This is a genomic window from Paenarthrobacter sp. 4246, assembly GCF_040546855.1.
GTDB lineage: Bacteria > Actinomycetota > Actinomycetes > Actinomycetales > Micrococcaceae > Arthrobacter.
The window spans coordinates 454,678-468,925 of sequence record NZ_JBEPOP010000003.1 but is presented as its reverse complement, the minus strand read 5'-3'; the positions used below and the strand labels follow the sequence as shown (position 1 = coordinate 468,925).

At 63.0% G+C, this 14,248-nt stretch carries 17 protein-coding genes and 1 pseudogene; 6 read left to right on the top strand and 12 right to left on the bottom strand.

What is annotated here, in order from left to right; genetic code table 11:
• Nucleotides 1-7 precede the first annotated feature (7 nt).
• Nucleotides 8-2,158: an iron ABC transporter permease gene (locus ABIE35_RS07535; RefSeq protein ID WP_354513699.1), complete on the top strand. Its 2,151-nt coding sequence runs from the start codon at nucleotides 8-10 to the stop codon at nucleotides 2,156-2,158.
• Between the two features lie 54 nt (nucleotides 2,159-2,212).
• Complete coding sequence (locus ABIE35_RS07530; RefSeq protein ID WP_354513697.1) at nucleotides 2,213-2,608, top strand: hypothetical protein; 396 nt, start codon at nucleotides 2,213-2,215, stop codon at nucleotides 2,606-2,608.
• Nucleotides 2,609-2,750: 142 nt separating this feature from the next.
• Here the strand turns inward: ABIE35_RS07530 and ABIE35_RS07525 are convergent, their stop codons facing one another.
• Together ABIE35_RS07525 and ABIE35_RS07520 are read right to left on the bottom strand one after the other, a co-directional pair.
• Nucleotides 2,751-2,888 carry a hypothetical protein gene (locus ABIE35_RS07525; RefSeq protein ID WP_354513695.1) on the bottom strand — a complete coding sequence of 46 codons (138 nt, stop codon included), beginning with the start codon at nucleotides 2,886-2,888 and terminating at the stop codon, nucleotides 2,751-2,753.
• Nucleotides 2,889-2,942: 54 nt separating this feature from the next.
• Complete coding sequence (locus tag ABIE35_RS07520) at nucleotides 2,943-3,179, bottom strand: hypothetical protein (RefSeq protein WP_354513694.1); 237 nt, start codon at nucleotides 3,177-3,179, stop codon at nucleotides 2,943-2,945.
• Nucleotides 3,180-3,412: 233 nt separating this feature from the next.
• Here ABIE35_RS07520 and ABIE35_RS07515 point away from each other — a divergent pair, with 233 nt between their 5' ends.
• Both ABIE35_RS07515 and ABIE35_RS07510 read left to right on the top strand, forming a co-directional pair.
• A complete protein-coding gene (locus ABIE35_RS07515; protein ID WP_354513692.1) occupies nucleotides 3,413-3,895 on the top strand; it encodes a pyridoxamine 5'-phosphate oxidase family protein in 483 nt (160 codons plus the stop codon).
• A gap of 6 nt (nucleotides 3,896-3,901) precedes the next feature.
• Complete coding sequence (locus ABIE35_RS07510) at nucleotides 3,902-4,258, top strand: TraR/DksA family transcriptional regulator (protein ID WP_354513691.1); 357 nt, start codon at nucleotides 3,902-3,904, stop codon at nucleotides 4,256-4,258.
• A gap of 1 nt (nucleotide 4,259) precedes the next feature.
• Here the strand turns inward: ABIE35_RS07510 and ABIE35_RS07505 are convergent, their stop codons facing one another.
• The 4 genes and pseudogenes from ABIE35_RS07505 to ABIE35_RS07490 form a co-directional block, all read right to left on the bottom strand.
• The gene (locus ABIE35_RS07505) at nucleotides 4,260-4,520 is read right to left on the bottom strand and encodes a hypothetical protein (protein ID WP_207597366.1); all 261 of its coding nucleotides are present in this window, start codon (nucleotides 4,518-4,520) and stop codon (nucleotides 4,260-4,262) included.
• Between the two features lie 18 nt (nucleotides 4,521-4,538).
• Nucleotides 4,539-4,922 carry a fumarylacetoacetate hydrolase family protein gene (locus ABIE35_RS07500; protein WP_354513689.1) on the bottom strand — a complete coding sequence of 128 codons (384 nt, stop codon included), beginning with the start codon at nucleotides 4,920-4,922 and terminating at the stop codon, nucleotides 4,539-4,541.
• Complete coding sequence (locus tag ABIE35_RS07495) at nucleotides 4,919-6,184, bottom strand: amidohydrolase family protein (protein WP_354513687.1); 1,266 nt, start codon at nucleotides 6,182-6,184, stop codon at nucleotides 4,919-4,921. Before ABIE35_RS07495 ends, ABIE35_RS07500 begins: the two co-directional genes overlap by 4 nt.
• A pseudogene (locus ABIE35_RS07490) lies at nucleotides 6,181-6,332 on the bottom strand (2-polyprenyl-6-methoxyphenol hydroxylase); the annotation flags it as partial. The gene ABIE35_RS07495 and the pseudogene ABIE35_RS07490, both read right to left, overlap by 4 nt.
• Here ABIE35_RS07490 and ABIE35_RS07485 point away from each other — a divergent pair.
• Nucleotides 6,323-6,712 carry a LysR substrate-binding domain-containing protein gene (locus ABIE35_RS07485; RefSeq protein WP_354513846.1) on the top strand — a complete coding sequence of 130 codons (390 nt, stop codon included), beginning with the start codon at nucleotides 6,323-6,325 and terminating at the stop codon, nucleotides 6,710-6,712. The pseudogene ABIE35_RS07490 and the gene ABIE35_RS07485 overlap by 10 nt on opposite strands.
• Complete coding sequence (locus tag ABIE35_RS07480; RefSeq protein WP_354513685.1) at nucleotides 6,607-6,849, top strand: SDR family oxidoreductase; 243 nt, start codon at nucleotides 6,607-6,609, stop codon at nucleotides 6,847-6,849. The genes ABIE35_RS07485 and ABIE35_RS07480 overlap by 106 nt, the downstream gene beginning before the upstream one ends.
• A 32-nt stretch (nucleotides 6,850-6,881) precedes the next feature.
• Here the strand turns inward: ABIE35_RS07480 and ABIE35_RS07475 are convergent, their stop codons facing one another.
• From ABIE35_RS07475 to ABIE35_RS07450, 6 genes are all read right to left on the bottom strand, one after another.
• Nucleotides 6,882-7,400, bottom strand: a complete 519-nt coding sequence (locus tag ABIE35_RS07475) for a dihydrofolate reductase family protein (RefSeq protein WP_354513683.1) — start codon at nucleotides 7,398-7,400, stop codon at nucleotides 6,882-6,884.
• A gap of 17 nt (nucleotides 7,401-7,417) precedes the next feature.
• The gene (locus tag ABIE35_RS07470) at nucleotides 7,418-8,689 is read right to left on the bottom strand and encodes an MFS transporter (protein WP_354513681.1); all 1,272 of its coding nucleotides are present in this window, start codon (nucleotides 8,687-8,689) and stop codon (nucleotides 7,418-7,420) included.
• A 5-nt stretch (nucleotides 8,690-8,694) separates the two neighbouring features.
• A complete protein-coding gene (locus ABIE35_RS07465; RefSeq protein WP_354513679.1) occupies nucleotides 8,695-9,870 on the bottom strand; it encodes a serine hydrolase domain-containing protein in 1,176 nt (391 codons plus the stop codon).
• 191 nt (nucleotides 9,871-10,061) lie between these two features.
• Complete coding sequence (locus tag ABIE35_RS07460) at nucleotides 10,062-11,438, bottom strand: DUF3100 domain-containing protein (protein WP_354513678.1); 1,377 nt, start codon at nucleotides 11,436-11,438, stop codon at nucleotides 10,062-10,064.
• Entirely contained in the window at nucleotides 11,435-12,661 is a 1,227-nt protein-coding gene (locus ABIE35_RS07455) for an amidohydrolase (protein ID WP_354513676.1), read from the bottom strand. Before ABIE35_RS07455 ends, ABIE35_RS07460 begins: the two co-directional genes overlap by 4 nt.
• A gap of 11 nt (nucleotides 12,662-12,672) precedes the next feature.
• Nucleotides 12,673-14,220: an aldehyde dehydrogenase family protein gene (locus ABIE35_RS07450; RefSeq protein ID WP_354513674.1), complete on the bottom strand. Its 1,548-nt coding sequence runs from the start codon at nucleotides 14,218-14,220 to the stop codon at nucleotides 12,673-12,675.
• Nucleotides 14,221-14,248: the final 28 nt, after the last annotated feature.

Below are 14,248 nucleotides of genomic sequence, written 5' to 3'. Positions count from 1 at the left end.
CCACCTCATGACCGACACTGTGAAGAGGCCCGCCATGACCGTTCCCACGGCCGTGGCGGGTACTTCCGTCCCCACACCGCCCGCCGGACCCCGTGCCCGCAAAGGTATCCGGCGTCTTGCCGGCCCGGCCCTCGTGGCCGCGGCCGGGATGGTTGTCCTGGTGATGTTGTCGGCGCTCCACCTCACGCAAGGAACGGCCGACGTCGGCCCGTCGCAGTTGCTGGGGCTGGTCACCGGTGGCGGTACTGACCAGGAAACCGCAGTGTTGGTCGCCTCGCGCGTACCGCGGCTTTTCGCCGGCCTGTTGGTCGGCGTCGCGTTGGGGGTGGCCGGTGCAGCACTGCAGACGGCCACCCGCAATGTTCTTGCTTCCCCGGACACTCTGGCGGTCAACGCCGGAGCCCACTTTGCCATCGTGGCAGTGGCCGCCTTCGGGCTGACGCTGCCCGCGCTGCTGTCAGGTGGTGTTGCCTTCATCGGCGGACTGGTCGCGGCGATGCTGGTTCTGGCGTTGTCCGGCGGGGGAGCCAACGGCAACGGTGGTCCCATCCGTTTGGTGTTGGCCGGCACGGCGCTGGCCCTCGGCCTGCATTCGGCTACCAGCGCACTGTTGCTGTTGTTCAGCCAGGAAACCACCGGACTCTACGCCTGGGGGCAGGGCAGCCTTGCCCAGTCACGCACTGACAAACTGATCCAGTTCACACCGGTAGTTTTTCTGGCCATGGCCGGCCTGTTCCTCCTCGCCCGCCGGATGGATTTACTCGGTCTGGGCGACGACGCCTCCCGGCTGGCAGGTGCGGATCCGCGCCTGGCCCGGGTCGGCGCTGTCGTACTTTCCGTCGTCCTGTCCGCGGCGGCAGTAACCATCGCCGGGCCGATCGGGTTCGTGGGTCTATGCGCCCCGGCAATTGTTCGACTGCTGGCATCCCGGCTCCGCGGCGTTGGCCGGCACCGGGCGTTGCTGCCAATCTCCGGTTTGGCCGGTGCAGTGGTGGTCATTGGAGCCGACGTTCTTGTCCGTGGCCTCTTCGGTGCCCAAGCCGGCGTCGAAATCCCCACGGGGGCAGTCACCACGGTCTTCGGCGCCGTTTTCCTGGTTGCCCTGGCCATGCGGATGTCCGACGCCGGATTGAGTGTTGCAGGCGACGCTTTGGCGCGGCTGCGTTCACGCCGGTTCTTCCTCTCGGTATTGATCGGGCTGCTGGTGGTGCTCACAGGTTTGCTGGTGGCGGGAGCGCTGTTGGGCGATGCGAAACTCCTGCTCGGCGATCTGGTCAATTGGCTTACGGGGCAGTCCGGAAACCGGGTCAGTGCCGTGCTGGGTACGCGCATGCCGCGGGTCCTGGCAGCGGTTCTGGCCGGCGCTGCCCTGGCTCTTGCCGGTGCGCTCATCCAGGCAGTCTCCCGGAACTCCCTGGCCGAGCCTGGAATTCTGGGCGTCTCCGGCGGCGGCGGACTGGCGGCAATCATCGTCATTACCACCGTCCCCACTGCGGGCTCGTGGGTCATCACCGGCTCCGCGCTGGGCGGCGCGGCATTGTCCGCGCTGCTGGTCTTTGGCCTGGCCTTCCGCGGAGGGCTGCAGCAGAACCGCCTGGTATTGATAGGCATCGGTGTCTCCGCGGGATTGGCCGCGATGATTACAGTCCTCCTGGTGAGTACGGACCCGTTCAACCAGACGAAGGCGCTGACATGGTTGTCCGGCTCCACGTATGGACGTAATTTCGCGTCGGTCCTGCCGCCCCTCCTTGCTTTGCTGGTCTCGCTGCCTCTGCTGGCAGGCATGCGGCGGGACCTGGACCTCATTGCGGTGGATGATGATTCTCCCCGCGTGCTGGGCATCGGGCTGTCCGGATCACGCCTGCTCCTGTTGTCGGTCGCCGTGCTTTTGACGGCGGGCGCTGTTTCATCGGTGGGCGTGATCGCATTCGTTGGTTTGGTGGCGCCCCACGCTGCCCGTACCTTGGTGGGGGCGCGGCACTCCCGCGTCCTTCCGGTGGCCGCCCTTATTGGGGCCAGCACGGTGGTGTTCGCAGACGTGATTGGCAGGACTGTCATAGCACCCGCGCAGATTCCCGCGGGCATCATGACGGCCTTGGTGGGAGCACCGTACTTCGTCTACCTGCTGTGGCGCTCACGGGTGGACCGAAACGTCTGACCTCCCTCTCCAAAACCTCCCGGACACTGGCCTCGAGCACATAGGATCGACTGTATGGCCGGTACCGTGGACGTTCTTGGCCCCATTCTGGAAATGATGACCTGGGTGGGGTTCGTCCCGGGCGTGCCTTTGCTGGTAAGTGCTTGGATCATCGCCAAGCGCCGATGCGTTTGGGTGACCGCGGACGGTGAACGCTTTGCCGCGGGCGGATTCATGGGCCTCCACTGGGTTGACCAGTCAGACGAGGAACGCAAAGTCCTGCTGGACGTCCCCGCCGGCGCGGGAAGCTATGAGCCGAGCGCGGTGGTGGTCCACTACGACGTCTGCCATCCTTCGCGATGCTCGCTTGAACCACCGCGGCACGACCATACCGTGCTGATTGTCGGTTGGATCCTCACTGGCGTTGGCATCCTGAGCACCCTTGGCGGATTTGCCCTCCTGGTGCTCTAAGCCGAACCCCTTGTATGGTTCTCCGCTCCGGGGCTGGCATGTCTTTGGCCTGGCCCAGTTCGGAGTTGGTGTCCGGCGATGCCGATGAAGCGGTGCGGAAGCTGACAGCCCTCGGCCGATTCGTAGCGGTTGAGGGCTTCGCTTAACGTGGTTGCTCTGCGCGATCGTCAAAGAAGGGCGCCAGGCAGTCCGCGTAGTGGTCCATTGCCTCGGTAAAGGTGAGCAGCCGGATGGTATCCGGCTGGGCAGTTTCCGTTGCGTCGGCGTGCTCTTCATCCATAAGGCACAGCAGCGGTTCTGCGCTGAATCCGTTCGCTGATAGCGTGGCGATTCCCTAAGGATGGTCGGGATCGGCCACCGAGATGCCAGCGGAGTCAAACGTGTCCCTGAGGACATTGCCCGTCACGGTCCGCCATGACTGGAGGTACGGCGGCCTTAGTTGTTCGATAAGGTCTTCGTCGCTGGCCTCATAGGCTGAACTCAGTGCCGTGGTGAGACCGTCCCACTCTTGGGCGTCGCGGACCATGAGGTGCGCGGCCCGCAGGTGGGCAAGTGTTTCGTCCAACGTCATGGCAGTCCCCAAACTTCCCGTCGTTTGCGTGCCCCGGACAGGCATGCCTGACCGCCGTCGGCCGTCATTATCAAGGAGAACGGACAACAGGCCGCCATGATTCCCGGCAGGTCGCCTGCCGTGCAATCCTGGCCTTTTACCGACATTCCTTGGCCGCCTAGTAAATCAGTAGTCTTACTATTAGGCTGACCGTTTGGGGAAAGTCCCCGGCACGGAAAAGAGCGAGGCGAGGCATGACTGAAGAGCAGGACATCAAGAAGGTCACGGACATCATCAACGACTCAAGGATCGGAATGCTGACCACCATCAACCCCGACGGCGCGCTGGTCAGCCGTCCGCTCGCCGTTCAGGACGTCAGGGACGACGGCGACATGTGGTTCTTTACGGGACTGGACACCTCGCAGGTGGCGCATGTCCGGCAGGATGCCCGGGTGAACGTGTCCTTCGGTAAAAACACGGAGTGGGTTTCGGTGGCTGGTACGGCTGAAGTTGTCACAGATCGAGAGAAAATCCGGGGTCTGTGGAACCAAGTGGTGGAAGCCTGGTACCCGGATGGACCGGATACTCCGGAGGTGTGCCTGCTGCACGTTGACTCGGACTCGGCGGAATACTGGACCAGTCCGGGTGGAACAGCCGCTACGGTACTTCAGTGGGTCAAGTCCAAAGTCACAAACTCCCGGTTCAGCGTAGGCGAGAGCGGAACAGTGGAACTCTGAACCATCGTGGAGGACGCAGAGCCGTTCAGGGTCCTCCTTGAGGAGGAGCGGGACCGAAAAGTGAAGCTGGTGAAGGCGCTGCGCAGCGACATCACTTCGGTGAGCCGTGCACGCCAGGACTCCAATGTGGATGACGAACATGATCCTGAGGGAAGCACCATTGCGTTTGAGCTTTCGCAGGCCGAAGCCCTCCTGGAACAAAGCCGCGCCGGCCTGGAGGAGATCAACGCTGCCCTGGAGCGGATAGCCGAGGGCAGCTACGGCAGGTGCCAGGTGTGCGGGGCGGCCATTCCGGAGGCCAGGCTCGAGGCCCGGCCGTGGACGCCTTTCTGTGTGGAGCACGCCTCCGGCCGGCGACGGTGAGCTACCCGGACATGCCCGGCGAGACGGGAATGAACTCGATGGTTTGCTGGACCTTTTTCCGGGGTCCGCGGTTGAACCCTTTGGCGTCAAGGTTGTTGCCGGCACGATAGGCAGCCAGCGCTTCGTCGTAGATGTCGTTGAGCCGTTGCCCGGTGAAAACCTCCTGGGTTCCGTCAGTGAAGAGTATGGACACGGAGGCACCGCCAGGGAAGTGTCTCTTCATCCGTACGAAGCCTTCGGGGTCTTGCTGCAGGGAGATCAAGGGTGGACCGCGCTTTCTTTAGTGGTTAGTGACAGTTTCCCGCACTTTCCGGCTGCTGCGGTCTTTGGTACCTGGCCGGTTGCGGGCCGGCACCCGGGTGACGGCTTGGCGCCGCTCTCCTACGGTGTTGAAAATTGAGCCGATGCCATCCACTGTCATTCCCACAGAATCCCCGGTCTTCAATGGCGGGGGAGTCTTGGCGCCGTTCCGGCCCCATAGTTCGGCCAGGCAGCCGCTGCCGCAGGTTCCCGAACCCAGGACATCGCCTGGCCGGACCACCGAGTCCTGGGACGCGTAGGCCACGAGCTCTGCGAAGGGCCACCCCATGTTGGACAGGAGGTCCTGCCCAATGGCTTCGCCATTGACCTCCTTTCCTTTGCAGGGGCCAAGGCTGACCTTCATCTCCCGCCTTTGAAGGTCGCGCGCCGACCAATCGCTGAGAATGGTGTAACCGAAGATGGCCGGTGCGCCTCCGACGCGGACAGGTTTTTGCCCTCACTACCTGGTACATGCCCGACGACGGCCGCGACTTCGGTCTCGAAGTCCAACTCGCTGCAACCTGCGGGAAGGCCGATCACCTCGCCGGTGTCGGTCACCTTATGCGGATTCGTGAAATAGAACGTCGGCGCTTCGTACCATTCGGCCACGACGCCTTCTACGCCATCGATGCTCCTGCGAACCCCTTCAACATGTTCCTCGAAGGCAACAAAATCCCGGATGGTGCCCGGTAGCAGCGGTGCCAGCAGCTGCACGTCCCGCAACGCAACGGGACGCACGGTCTGGTGCGTTTCCGCGGCGATGGACAGAGTCTCTTCCAGGCCGGCCTGCAGCAGGTGCTGGACGGTGCGTCCCCCAGACAGGGCAAAACAATTGTCGTCGTCGACAAACCCTTCCCGGGTACCGCCGTCGGAGAGCCCCACAGCATGAACCTCATGGGCGGCGAGGACCTGCAGCTCCGGGTAACGGTCCAGGACCCCGCTGAAGGTGAGGTGGGACAGGGCCACAGCGTTCTCGGCCGGCTGGGACACGGTGTTGGCCAGGTAAAACCTGTCTAGACGCTCGTCCAGGGAACAGCCGAACGGATGCAGGAAGACCAGGGCACCCAATTCCTCCGCCCGGCTCCAAAAGGATTCCAACCGGGGATCCGACAGCCCCACGGTGGTGCGCTCCGCCGCCCCGGGCGTGCCGGCGAATGATCCGATCTCCACACCAGCCAAACCGCATTCCGTCACGGCGTGCTCCAGCGCTTCGACCATGAGATGGGGATGCTGCAAAGGAGCCAGCCCGAGTCCGTTCAGCCGATCCGGAGCCCTGTCGATGAGCTCACGGACTGCCGCATTCGCCTGCTTGGCCAACGCCAGTGCGAGCTCCGCACGGGCAAAGTAATGGAAGTGCGAGGGTGACGGGGAGACGAGTTGGACATCCACGCCTTGGGCGTCCATGTCTTTCAGGCGTCGGGTGAGGTCAGTGAGCTGTTGCCACCGCTCCTTGATCATGGCGCCCGAGGTGGCCATGGATTCAGGCCCGTTCCTCCGGACTTCCAGCGCGTGGAGCGCCGCAAATCCCTCCGGGTCACCTTCCGCCACTGCTTGCTGGAGGGCCGGAATGAGGACGTGTGCGTGGACATCGATGACGGGTTGGTGGTCTGTGGCACGGGTGTTCACGCGGGTTCCTTCAGCATGGTGGACAGGGATTCATGAGTCCGGGCACATCGGCGTCCCGGACGCCGTCCAGCATCCACTGGCCCAACTGGACGGACGCCTTAACCACGACTGCCGCCCTTTCCAAGCGTCGATCAGTGAATTCTTTCCACCCCGGCTGACAAGCTTTTTGAGTCCAGGGGCGTTCGACGGCGTGTGGCTGCGACGGTGGCTGGTTTTCTGTCCTTGCCCCTCATTGTTGAGGGTACTGACTTGGTGGCCTTGGTACCGCGGATGCTGGCGTCCAGGGCCCAACGTGGAGCAAGGATCGAGGTTCTGGAGTTCACCGGAGACTTGGAGGCTTCCTTGGTGGAGGCGATGTACTGGCATCCATCACAGACCGAAGACCCAGCCAACGCCTGGCTGCGGTCAGTGGTTCAGCGGGCATGTTCCCAACTGCACCTCATTTTCCCCGTGACGGCACATCCCATACCCGTCGCAGCCGCCTGCTCGAGGCAAGACCGGCCGATCTCGCCGAGGTATCGGAGGTGAACGTCACTGGGGCCCTGCTGGGAATACAGGCCTGCGTTCCGTTGATGAAACCCGGGGCTTCAATCGTCAATGTTGGCTCAGACGGTGGGCAGAGCAGCCACGGCGGAGCGAAATCGATCTCAGATGCCCTGCGTTGAGCGATTCCCGATGACTGGCCGTCGCTGAACTCCTACGTCCTGGGGCTCACCAACCGGTAGTTCAGCAGGACGATTCCGGACGGGTAATGGCGGCACTCCATGAGTTCCAACTTCGTCCACTGACCCAACCGGCCGAAGAACGGAACACCACCGCCCAGGATTACGGGGATCACGGAAATGCCCAGCTCATCGATCAAACCCTGCTCGATGAATTCCGTCACCAATTCACCGCCGCCAAACAGGCAGATGTCTTTGTCCACGGCAATGGTTTCCTTGATATGCGCAACCAGTTCCCGTAGATCGCCTACGAACAGTTCCGTAGTGCCCTTGGTAGCGAGTGTTTGGTTGTGGGTGACCACATACGTTGGGACCTTTGATACCCCGCCGCCCATCGCAGACACCTCACGGTAGGTGTTGGCCCCCATGACGTATGCCCCGGTCCTGCGCTCGGAGGCTTCAAAACCGTAGTCTTCGTCCCTGGCCATGGCGTCGTTCAGCCAAGAAAGATCGCCGCTCTCTGAGGCGATGTAACCGTCCAAGCTGGAGGCCATGCCCCCGAACACCTTACTCACGGCAAGGATTCGGTGTCCGGGGCGGTTTCAGTTGTGACGGCCGTGTCCGCCGCTGCGCCTTGCTTCCGGCTTGCCAGCAGGAATGGCACCGCGATCAGCTCGATGACGCCGGCCACAGCCAAGGATGCCGGGTAGCCGTAAAGATCAGCCCCCCGGCCAAGGAGTGGCTGGATGACCACGCCACCGCTGGAACCCATGAGCGAATCGAAACTGACTACGGTGGCCCGTTGTTTCGAAGGGATCATGTCATTGATATACGCCTGTCTGACCGGAGTTGCGGCGGCGCCCACTACGCCCCACAGGGCCAGGAGCACCAACGCAAGCCAGAAGTTGCGGGTGAACCCGAGGATCAGCAGGATGACGGCACCTACCAGGCCACCGAGTATCAGGACGGACGTGCGTTTGTGGAACAGTGTTCTTGCGTGGGGAGCGAGCCAGCCGCCCAGGATCTGCGAACCAGCCACAATGGCTGCAGCCAGTCCGGCGATGGAGTAGGCGCGCGGGTCGCCGAACAGATCAAGCAGGAACGGCTGAAGTGCGTAGAAAACATAGATTCCGACGCCGGCGCTGAACGGTGCGGCGAGCATCACGTAGCGTACTGGCGGTTTTTTCAATCCGTTCTCAATGGACGCCGAGAGCACTGCCCGGGTAGCACGAAGGGGGTGCGTCGAGCGTTCAGGCGAGAACCCGACGTCGTGCATTAGGGCGAACGCTACTGCGAACATCGCTGCCAACACAGCTACCCGGAGGATGAACGGCACCCCGAGATTGGTTGCCTGAGCTATGACGCCGCCAGCCACGGAACCGAGCAACATGGCCACGCCTTGCACCATTTGCCCCCGGCCCAGCACGGACTCGAGCCCGCCTTCGTAACCCGAGAAGCGCAAAGCGTCCACTAGCCAGGCCTCCACAGCCCCGGAGAAGAAGGTAAAGCCCAAGCCCAGCAGGACGGAGACCACCGCCCACATCCAGAACGGCGCCGAGATCTGCCACAGCACAAAGTACAAATAGGTGGAGACGGTCAGCGTCACCGTGCCCAGCAAGAAGGAAACCCTACGGCCCCAACCGTCGGCGATGACCCCGGTAGGAACCTCGAAAAGGACCATCCCTGCTGTGAAGAACGCATTGGCGGCGAATGCCTCAAGGTTGCTCAGCCCGGCATCAAGCAGGAAGAGAGTATTGATACCCCAGATGAACGAGGCAGCAATGGTGTTTCCCAGCGTCAGCGTCAGATAGACGCGCTGGATCTTCCGTGCGGCGGGGTTCATGGTGGTCACCCGCACAGCTGCTCGAGTGTCTTTCGCGCAACCAAGTCCATCTGCGATGCGTACTGATCCAGTCGGCGCCCGGTTACTGGATCCCCGTCCTCCGCTGGCAGGGTGGGCAAGGCCATTCCGATGGTGACTTGTCTGTCGCCGTCGTCGCTGGAAATCGACGTGGAAAGGTAGCCGTAAACGCTTCCCCGGTGGCCGTAGCCGTAGCCGGTGGGAGAACATCCATCCCGCCATCGGGTCAGGCCCAGGCCATAGTCCATTGACGGTGCTTTCTTCATTTCCGCGAGGCTTCCGGGAGAGACCAGCCTGCCCGTGAGCAGGGCACGGTAGAAGTCATTGACATCTTCAACAGTGGAGACCACTCCACCCCCTGGGAATCCGACCAGTTGTTCCGCCTGGGTGACTTCAACGCGTTCCCCATCCACCAGGACATAGGCCCTGAGGTTGTCGGAGGCCTCCCGGTCCTCAACTCCGAATGTCGTTCGATCAAGGCCGAGGGGCACGAAGGCGTCGTCCTTCAAGACCGCGGCCAGCGGTTTGGCCCGGAGCTTCTCAATAAGCTGGGCAAGCGCGAGGTAGTTGCCGTTTGAGTATGCGAAGTAGCCTACGCTGCTGCGTTCCCAAGGCAGCGCTGCCGTCAGTTCCAGTCCGCGCTGCACAGTGAATCCTGAGGTGACTAACTCCTTGACGGTGCCCGTGGTGCCATACAGTGCGAGGAACTCGGGCATTCCTGAGGTGTGGTTCAACAACTGGCGGACCGTGATGGGACCAGGAGGCGTTAGTACCGTGACGAAGCTTTCCAGCACCCCGTTGACTGGATCGTCCAGCCCGATCAACCCGTCATCCACGAGCTTCATCACCGATGCCGCAACCATCGATTTGGTGACGCTGGCTATGGAAAAACGATCCTGGGGCCGCGCGGGGTCATCCCCGCCTTCATCACGCAGGCCGTAACCCCGCGACCATTCCCCGCCTTCCCAGCGCACCTGCACCACCACGGAGGTGACGTCGTCCTCCATGAAGCGGCCAATGGTGTTCTCCAAGGACTCAACGGCAGCCGGGGCAGTACCTGCAGGGGTGGGCGCAGGGACTGGTCCGCCAACGGTGCATCCCGTGAGCAGACATGCCAAGGTGACCATCAGGACTGTCCCCGGCGTCGTGCGCCAATCGCCCATAGGGCCGTTTTACGCCCAAGCCACCCCGAATACTAGGGGCGTGCCCGGCACTTGCCGGCCCCGACATCCAGGGGGTTTCCGGAGAGCTTGAACGGCAGGTGTCCCAACGGTCCCCAGGCAGAGCGTCCAGACACCAAAAGGGTCTGTTTCCCGGGCGGGGAAGCAGACCCTTTTGCTGTGGCAGGAGCTGATTAGTGCCAGAGCCCCAACGCGAATTCCGCGATCACCGTGGAGAGGAGGAAGGACGCCGTAATGGCCACCAAGCCAACCGGGATGATCTTCCATCCGATGTTCCGCAGCAGGGGGATATCCTTGCCAAGCGACAGGCCGGCGAGGGTGAGCATCACCGTAGCGATGGAGAGGAAGTCCACCGTCTTGACGGCTTCGTTCAGGACACCGGATCCGAAGAACCACGGACTGGAAATGTACGCGCCGATGGTGGTGATGAACACGATTGCGGAGATCTTCCTGGTGATCTTGGCCAGCAACAGGCTCACGAGGACGAGGGCCAGCATGATGCCGTAACCGGCCAGGATGGAAAGGCTCAAGCCCTTGGCCGCCACCGCTGCTGTACCCACACCCAGGACGGTTAATACCGACAGGGAAAGCCACAGCGGCAACTTCATTGCTGCGGAGGACCTGGCGACTTCCTCACGGAAGCGGCGGTTCTCTTCGGCCTGGACTTCATCATGGGCGAGCTCGGCTTCAGACCGTACCTGGGGCACCGGGCCGGCGGCAACCTTCTGGTTTTCCTTGTTCCGGGTCAACACCTTGTAGAACTTGTCAGCCACGGGAAGCGCGATGTAGATGCCGACGTAGACGCCCAGAATGGTGGTGATGAGGTTGGAGACTGCGGCCATGCCGAGAATTGCTTCCTGGTCTGCAGGGTACGCCGCGATGATGCTCGCTGCGGAGGCGGCCATCATGGAGCCCGAGCCCACGCCGGCGCCCATGGCCAAGGCCAGGGGATCGAAGATCTTCCAGTTGGCCACCAGGGAGGTCAGCAACGTGATGAAGATGGCGCCGAACAGTGTGCCGAAGACGTACATTGCCAGGACACCGCGGTATTGGTCAGAATCCGGACCGTACTTCTCCGAGACCATGGCGAATGAGGGCTCGCGGTCCAGCGAGAAGGTGGCGCCGACGGTGGCCTTGCCCATCCGCAACAGCACGGCCAGTGGAAGTGCAAGGACTATGGTTCCCAGCAGGTGGCCCACTTCCTGCAGGAGGAGGGCAGGACCGGCCTTGATCAGGCTGGGAAGGCTCGGACCGATGTTGAACGCCAACCTTGCTACCAAGAGCAGGACAGCAACGCCCACGAGTGCGGCGGCTACCCGCTGAAGGTCAAGGCCAAGCGGCTTGAACTTCTGAATGGAGACGAGCAGGCCAAGAATCAGGCCCCACACCATCGGGAAGATAATGATCGCGCCGATGCCCAGATCGATTTTGGCTTGGCCAATGAACTGAACCGCAAGGGCAATGACAAAGGCCAGCGCGGCAATCGGAAGCGTAAGGCGTGTGTCGGCCTTGTCCGTCCGCGCGGTTGAGGTGTTGGTGCTGGTGCTCATGATGATGCTTCCTGGATCAGGGCTTCGGGGCGGTAGGCCGCCTTGACGAAGCGTTCTCTCTGTCGGGGACTGGATGCGGCGCCTGCCACGGTCAAAGCCAGCGCTGTGGCTGCCTCGAACATCACGGCGTACGCCTGGGGAGTGTTCGCCAAGGCCGCGAAGCCGTGCGAGTGAATAGGCACGTTTGCTCCGGGTATGCTGAGCCACGGATGCAGGGATGGAATGACCTGGGAGATGTTGCCCATGTCCGTGGAGCCACCGCCCATGCCCGCCGCCGGCGAGGTGTCCTTGCCGAAAGCGTCCATGGCTGCCGTCCAGTGGCTGGCCAGGTCCTCGTCCTGAACCAACGGTTCGTACAGTGGCTCCGCTGCAGTGATTTCCAGGGTGGTTCCCGTGGCCAGGGCCGCCCCTTCAAAGCATCGCTTGACGCGTTCCAACAGCACTTCATACTCAGGGATCGTGAACGCCCGGCACTCAAACGGCACCACTGCATGATCAGGAATGATGTTGGTGACGTGTCCGGCCTCAGACACGTAGCAGGCGATCCGGTGATCGCCCGGTATCTGCTGGCGCAGCAAGCCGATGGCAACCTGGCTCAGGACCGCCGCATCAGCGGCATTGACACCATGGTGTGGGGCGGCCGCAGCATGGGCGGCCTTGCCGGTGAAGATTGCCTCGTACCGGCCCACGGCCTGGGCGGTGGTTCCTGCCGGGTTGTAGGTGATGCCATCCTGGACAGGATGGACCATCAAGGCCAGGCCTACGCCGTCAAAGGCGCCGCGTTCGAGCATGAGAACCTTGCCGCCACCATGTTCCTCGGCGGGCGTCCCGATCGCCCTCAAAGTGATGCCGAGTTCGTCAACGTGGGGGAGAAGAGCCAATGCTGCAGCCACCGAAGCCCCGGCAATGAGGTTATGCCCGCATGCATGGCCCACGGATGGAAGCGCATCGTATTCCACGCAAAGTGCCACCACGAGGTCACCGGTTCCCGCGCTCGCCGTGAACGCCGTGGGGAGGTCCGCTGTTCCCTTGGCCACCTCGAAGCCGCCCTCGGCCAACAAGGACGTGATGGCTTCGGCCGCCTGGACCTCCTCGAAGGAGATCTCTGGGTTGGCATGCAGGTTCTCAGACAGAGCCTGCACCCTCGGCCTCCACGTGGCGACGCCGTCTTGCAACGCTGAGCGCAGATCGTCAGCTGCTGATGTTGTGTTGGTAGTTTCCATGATCATTCCTGCTAGTAGGACAGGGACGGGAACGGGGAGCCAGCTGCCCGCGTGGGCACCCAGACGGCTTTGGTCTGGGTGTACTCATCCAGGACTCCCGGACCGGAGGAACGGCCGTGTCCCGAATCGCCGAAGCCGCCGAAGGGGACAGCGACGTGGATGGTCTTGTAGGAGTTGATCCAAAAAGTCCCGGCTTTTACTTCACGGGCGATATGGTGTGCCCGGGAAACATCGGAGGTCCATACGGCTCCTGCCAGGCCGAAGCTGGTGTTGTTGGCACGGGCAATTGCTTCCGACTCCGTGTCGAAGGCATCGGCACCCACCACAGGACCAAAGACCTCGGTGGTTTCCAATCGGTTGGCAGGTGTCACGCCGTCCAACAGCGTCGGCATGACCCAGTGGCCGCCGGCGAGGCCCGAGCCGGCCAGCGCTTCGGGGAGCGCCGAGTCCGTCACCCGACGGCCGCCGTCGTTCATTCCGGCCTCAATCAACGATGTCACGGTGGCAAATTGCGGCGCGGTGATGATCGGCCCCACCTCGGTGTCCGCGTCCAACGGGTCTCCGACACGGAGCCTGGCGGCGCGGTCAGCGACCAGTTCGACGAACCGGGCGTGGACGCTGCGTTCCACCAGCAGGCGCGAACCGGCAACGCAGGACTGGCCTGCGCCTGAGAAGATCGCTGAGATGGCCCCGTCGGCGGCCCGTTCGAGGTCGGCATCTGCGAAAACGATGTTGGCGCTCTTGCCGCCAAGCTCCAGAAGGGCCGGGATACCGGCCCCAGCGGCCGCAACGGCCACCCGGCGCCCGGTAGGAACCGATCCGATGAAACTGATTTTGCCCACACGCCGGTCTGTAGTGAGTGCTGCTCCGACGGTCTGTCCCAGCCCGGCAGCAACGTTGAAGACGCCGTCGGGCAGCCCCGCGTCGTGGGCCAGCTGGGCAAGCCGCACCGTCGTAGCCGGAGTGAACTCACTGGGCTTGATGATGACGGCGTTGCCCGCGGCCAGTGGAGCGGCTGAGTTCCAGCCAGCGGTGAACAGCGGGGCGTTCCACGGCGTGATGGCCACAACGACGCCCCAAGGAACACGCTCGGTATACGTGTGCCACGGCCCAGGAACGGGGATGGTCTGACCGGTGAGCTTGTCCGCCCAGCCGGCGTAGTACCCGAACATCTCGGCGACCTTGGCGGCTTCGGCGCGGGCATCACGGATTGGCTTGCCAGTGGTTCCTGCTTCCAGGATGGCCAGTTCCTCGATGTGCGCGGCAACTACCGCGCTGACGTTGCGGAGGATGGCCGCACGTTCGAAGCCGTTCAATTTTCCCCAGGTTTCGGCGCCGCGGAGCGAGCTTTCAAGAATGGCGTTGGCTCCCTCGGCACCTGGATCGGCGTAGCCGGCGAACTGTTCGCCTGTAGCTGCGGACGTGAGAGTGATGGTGCTGCCGGAACCCGGGACTACTAATCCGTCCATGAAAGCGCCGAGGCCCTGGGGAAAAACCGAGTCCAGGATTGTCCGGGCGGTCTCCGTGGAGGATGCTGCGGGGGCTGTTGTGATGCTCAAAATGCTGTCCTTCTCTCAGGGAGTGCGT

Bases quoted from the DNA above. Each gene is read 5' to 3' on its own strand.
- ABIE35_RS07535 (WP_354513699.1), top strand. From the start codon at position 8: ATGACCGACACTGTGAAGAGGCCCGCCATGACCGTTCCCACGGCCGTG.
- ABIE35_RS07460 (WP_354513678.1), bottom strand. From the start codon at position 11,438: ATGAGCACCAGCACCAACACCTCAACCGCGCGGACGGACAAGGCCGAC.
- ABIE35_RS07455 (WP_354513676.1), bottom strand. From the start codon at position 12,661: ATGGAAACTACCAACACAACATCAGCAGCTGACGATCTGCGCTCAGCG.
- ABIE35_RS07480 (WP_354513685.1), top strand. From the start codon at position 6,607: ATGTTCCCAACTGCACCTCATTTTCCCCGTGACGGCACATCCCATACC.
- ABIE35_RS07520 (WP_354513694.1), bottom strand. From the start codon at position 3,179: ATGACGTTGGACGAAACACTTGCCCACCTGCGGGCCGCGCACCTCATG.
- ABIE35_RS07530 (WP_354513697.1), top strand. From the start codon at position 2,213: ATGGCCGGTACCGTGGACGTTCTTGGCCCCATTCTGGAAATGATGACC.
- ABIE35_RS07475 (WP_354513683.1), bottom strand. From the start codon at position 7,400: ATGGCCTCCAGCTTGGACGGTTACATCGCCTCAGAGAGCGGCGATCTT.
- ABIE35_RS07470 (WP_354513681.1), bottom strand. From the start codon at position 8,689: ATGAACCCCGCCGCACGGAAGATCCAGCGCGTCTATCTGACGCTGACG.
- ABIE35_RS07500 (WP_354513689.1), bottom strand. From the start codon at position 4,922: ATGAAGGTCAGCCTTGGCCCCTGCAAAGGAAAGGAGGTCAATGGCGAA.
- ABIE35_RS07515 (WP_354513692.1), top strand. From the start codon at position 3,413: ATGACTGAAGAGCAGGACATCAAGAAGGTCACGGACATCATCAACGAC.
- ABIE35_RS07525 (WP_354513695.1), bottom strand. From the start codon at position 2,888: ATGGATGAAGAGCACGCCGACGCAACGGAAACTGCCCAGCCGGATACC.
- ABIE35_RS07465 (WP_354513679.1), bottom strand. From the start codon at position 9,870: ATGGGCGATTGGCGCACGACGCCGGGGACAGTCCTGATGGTCACCTTG.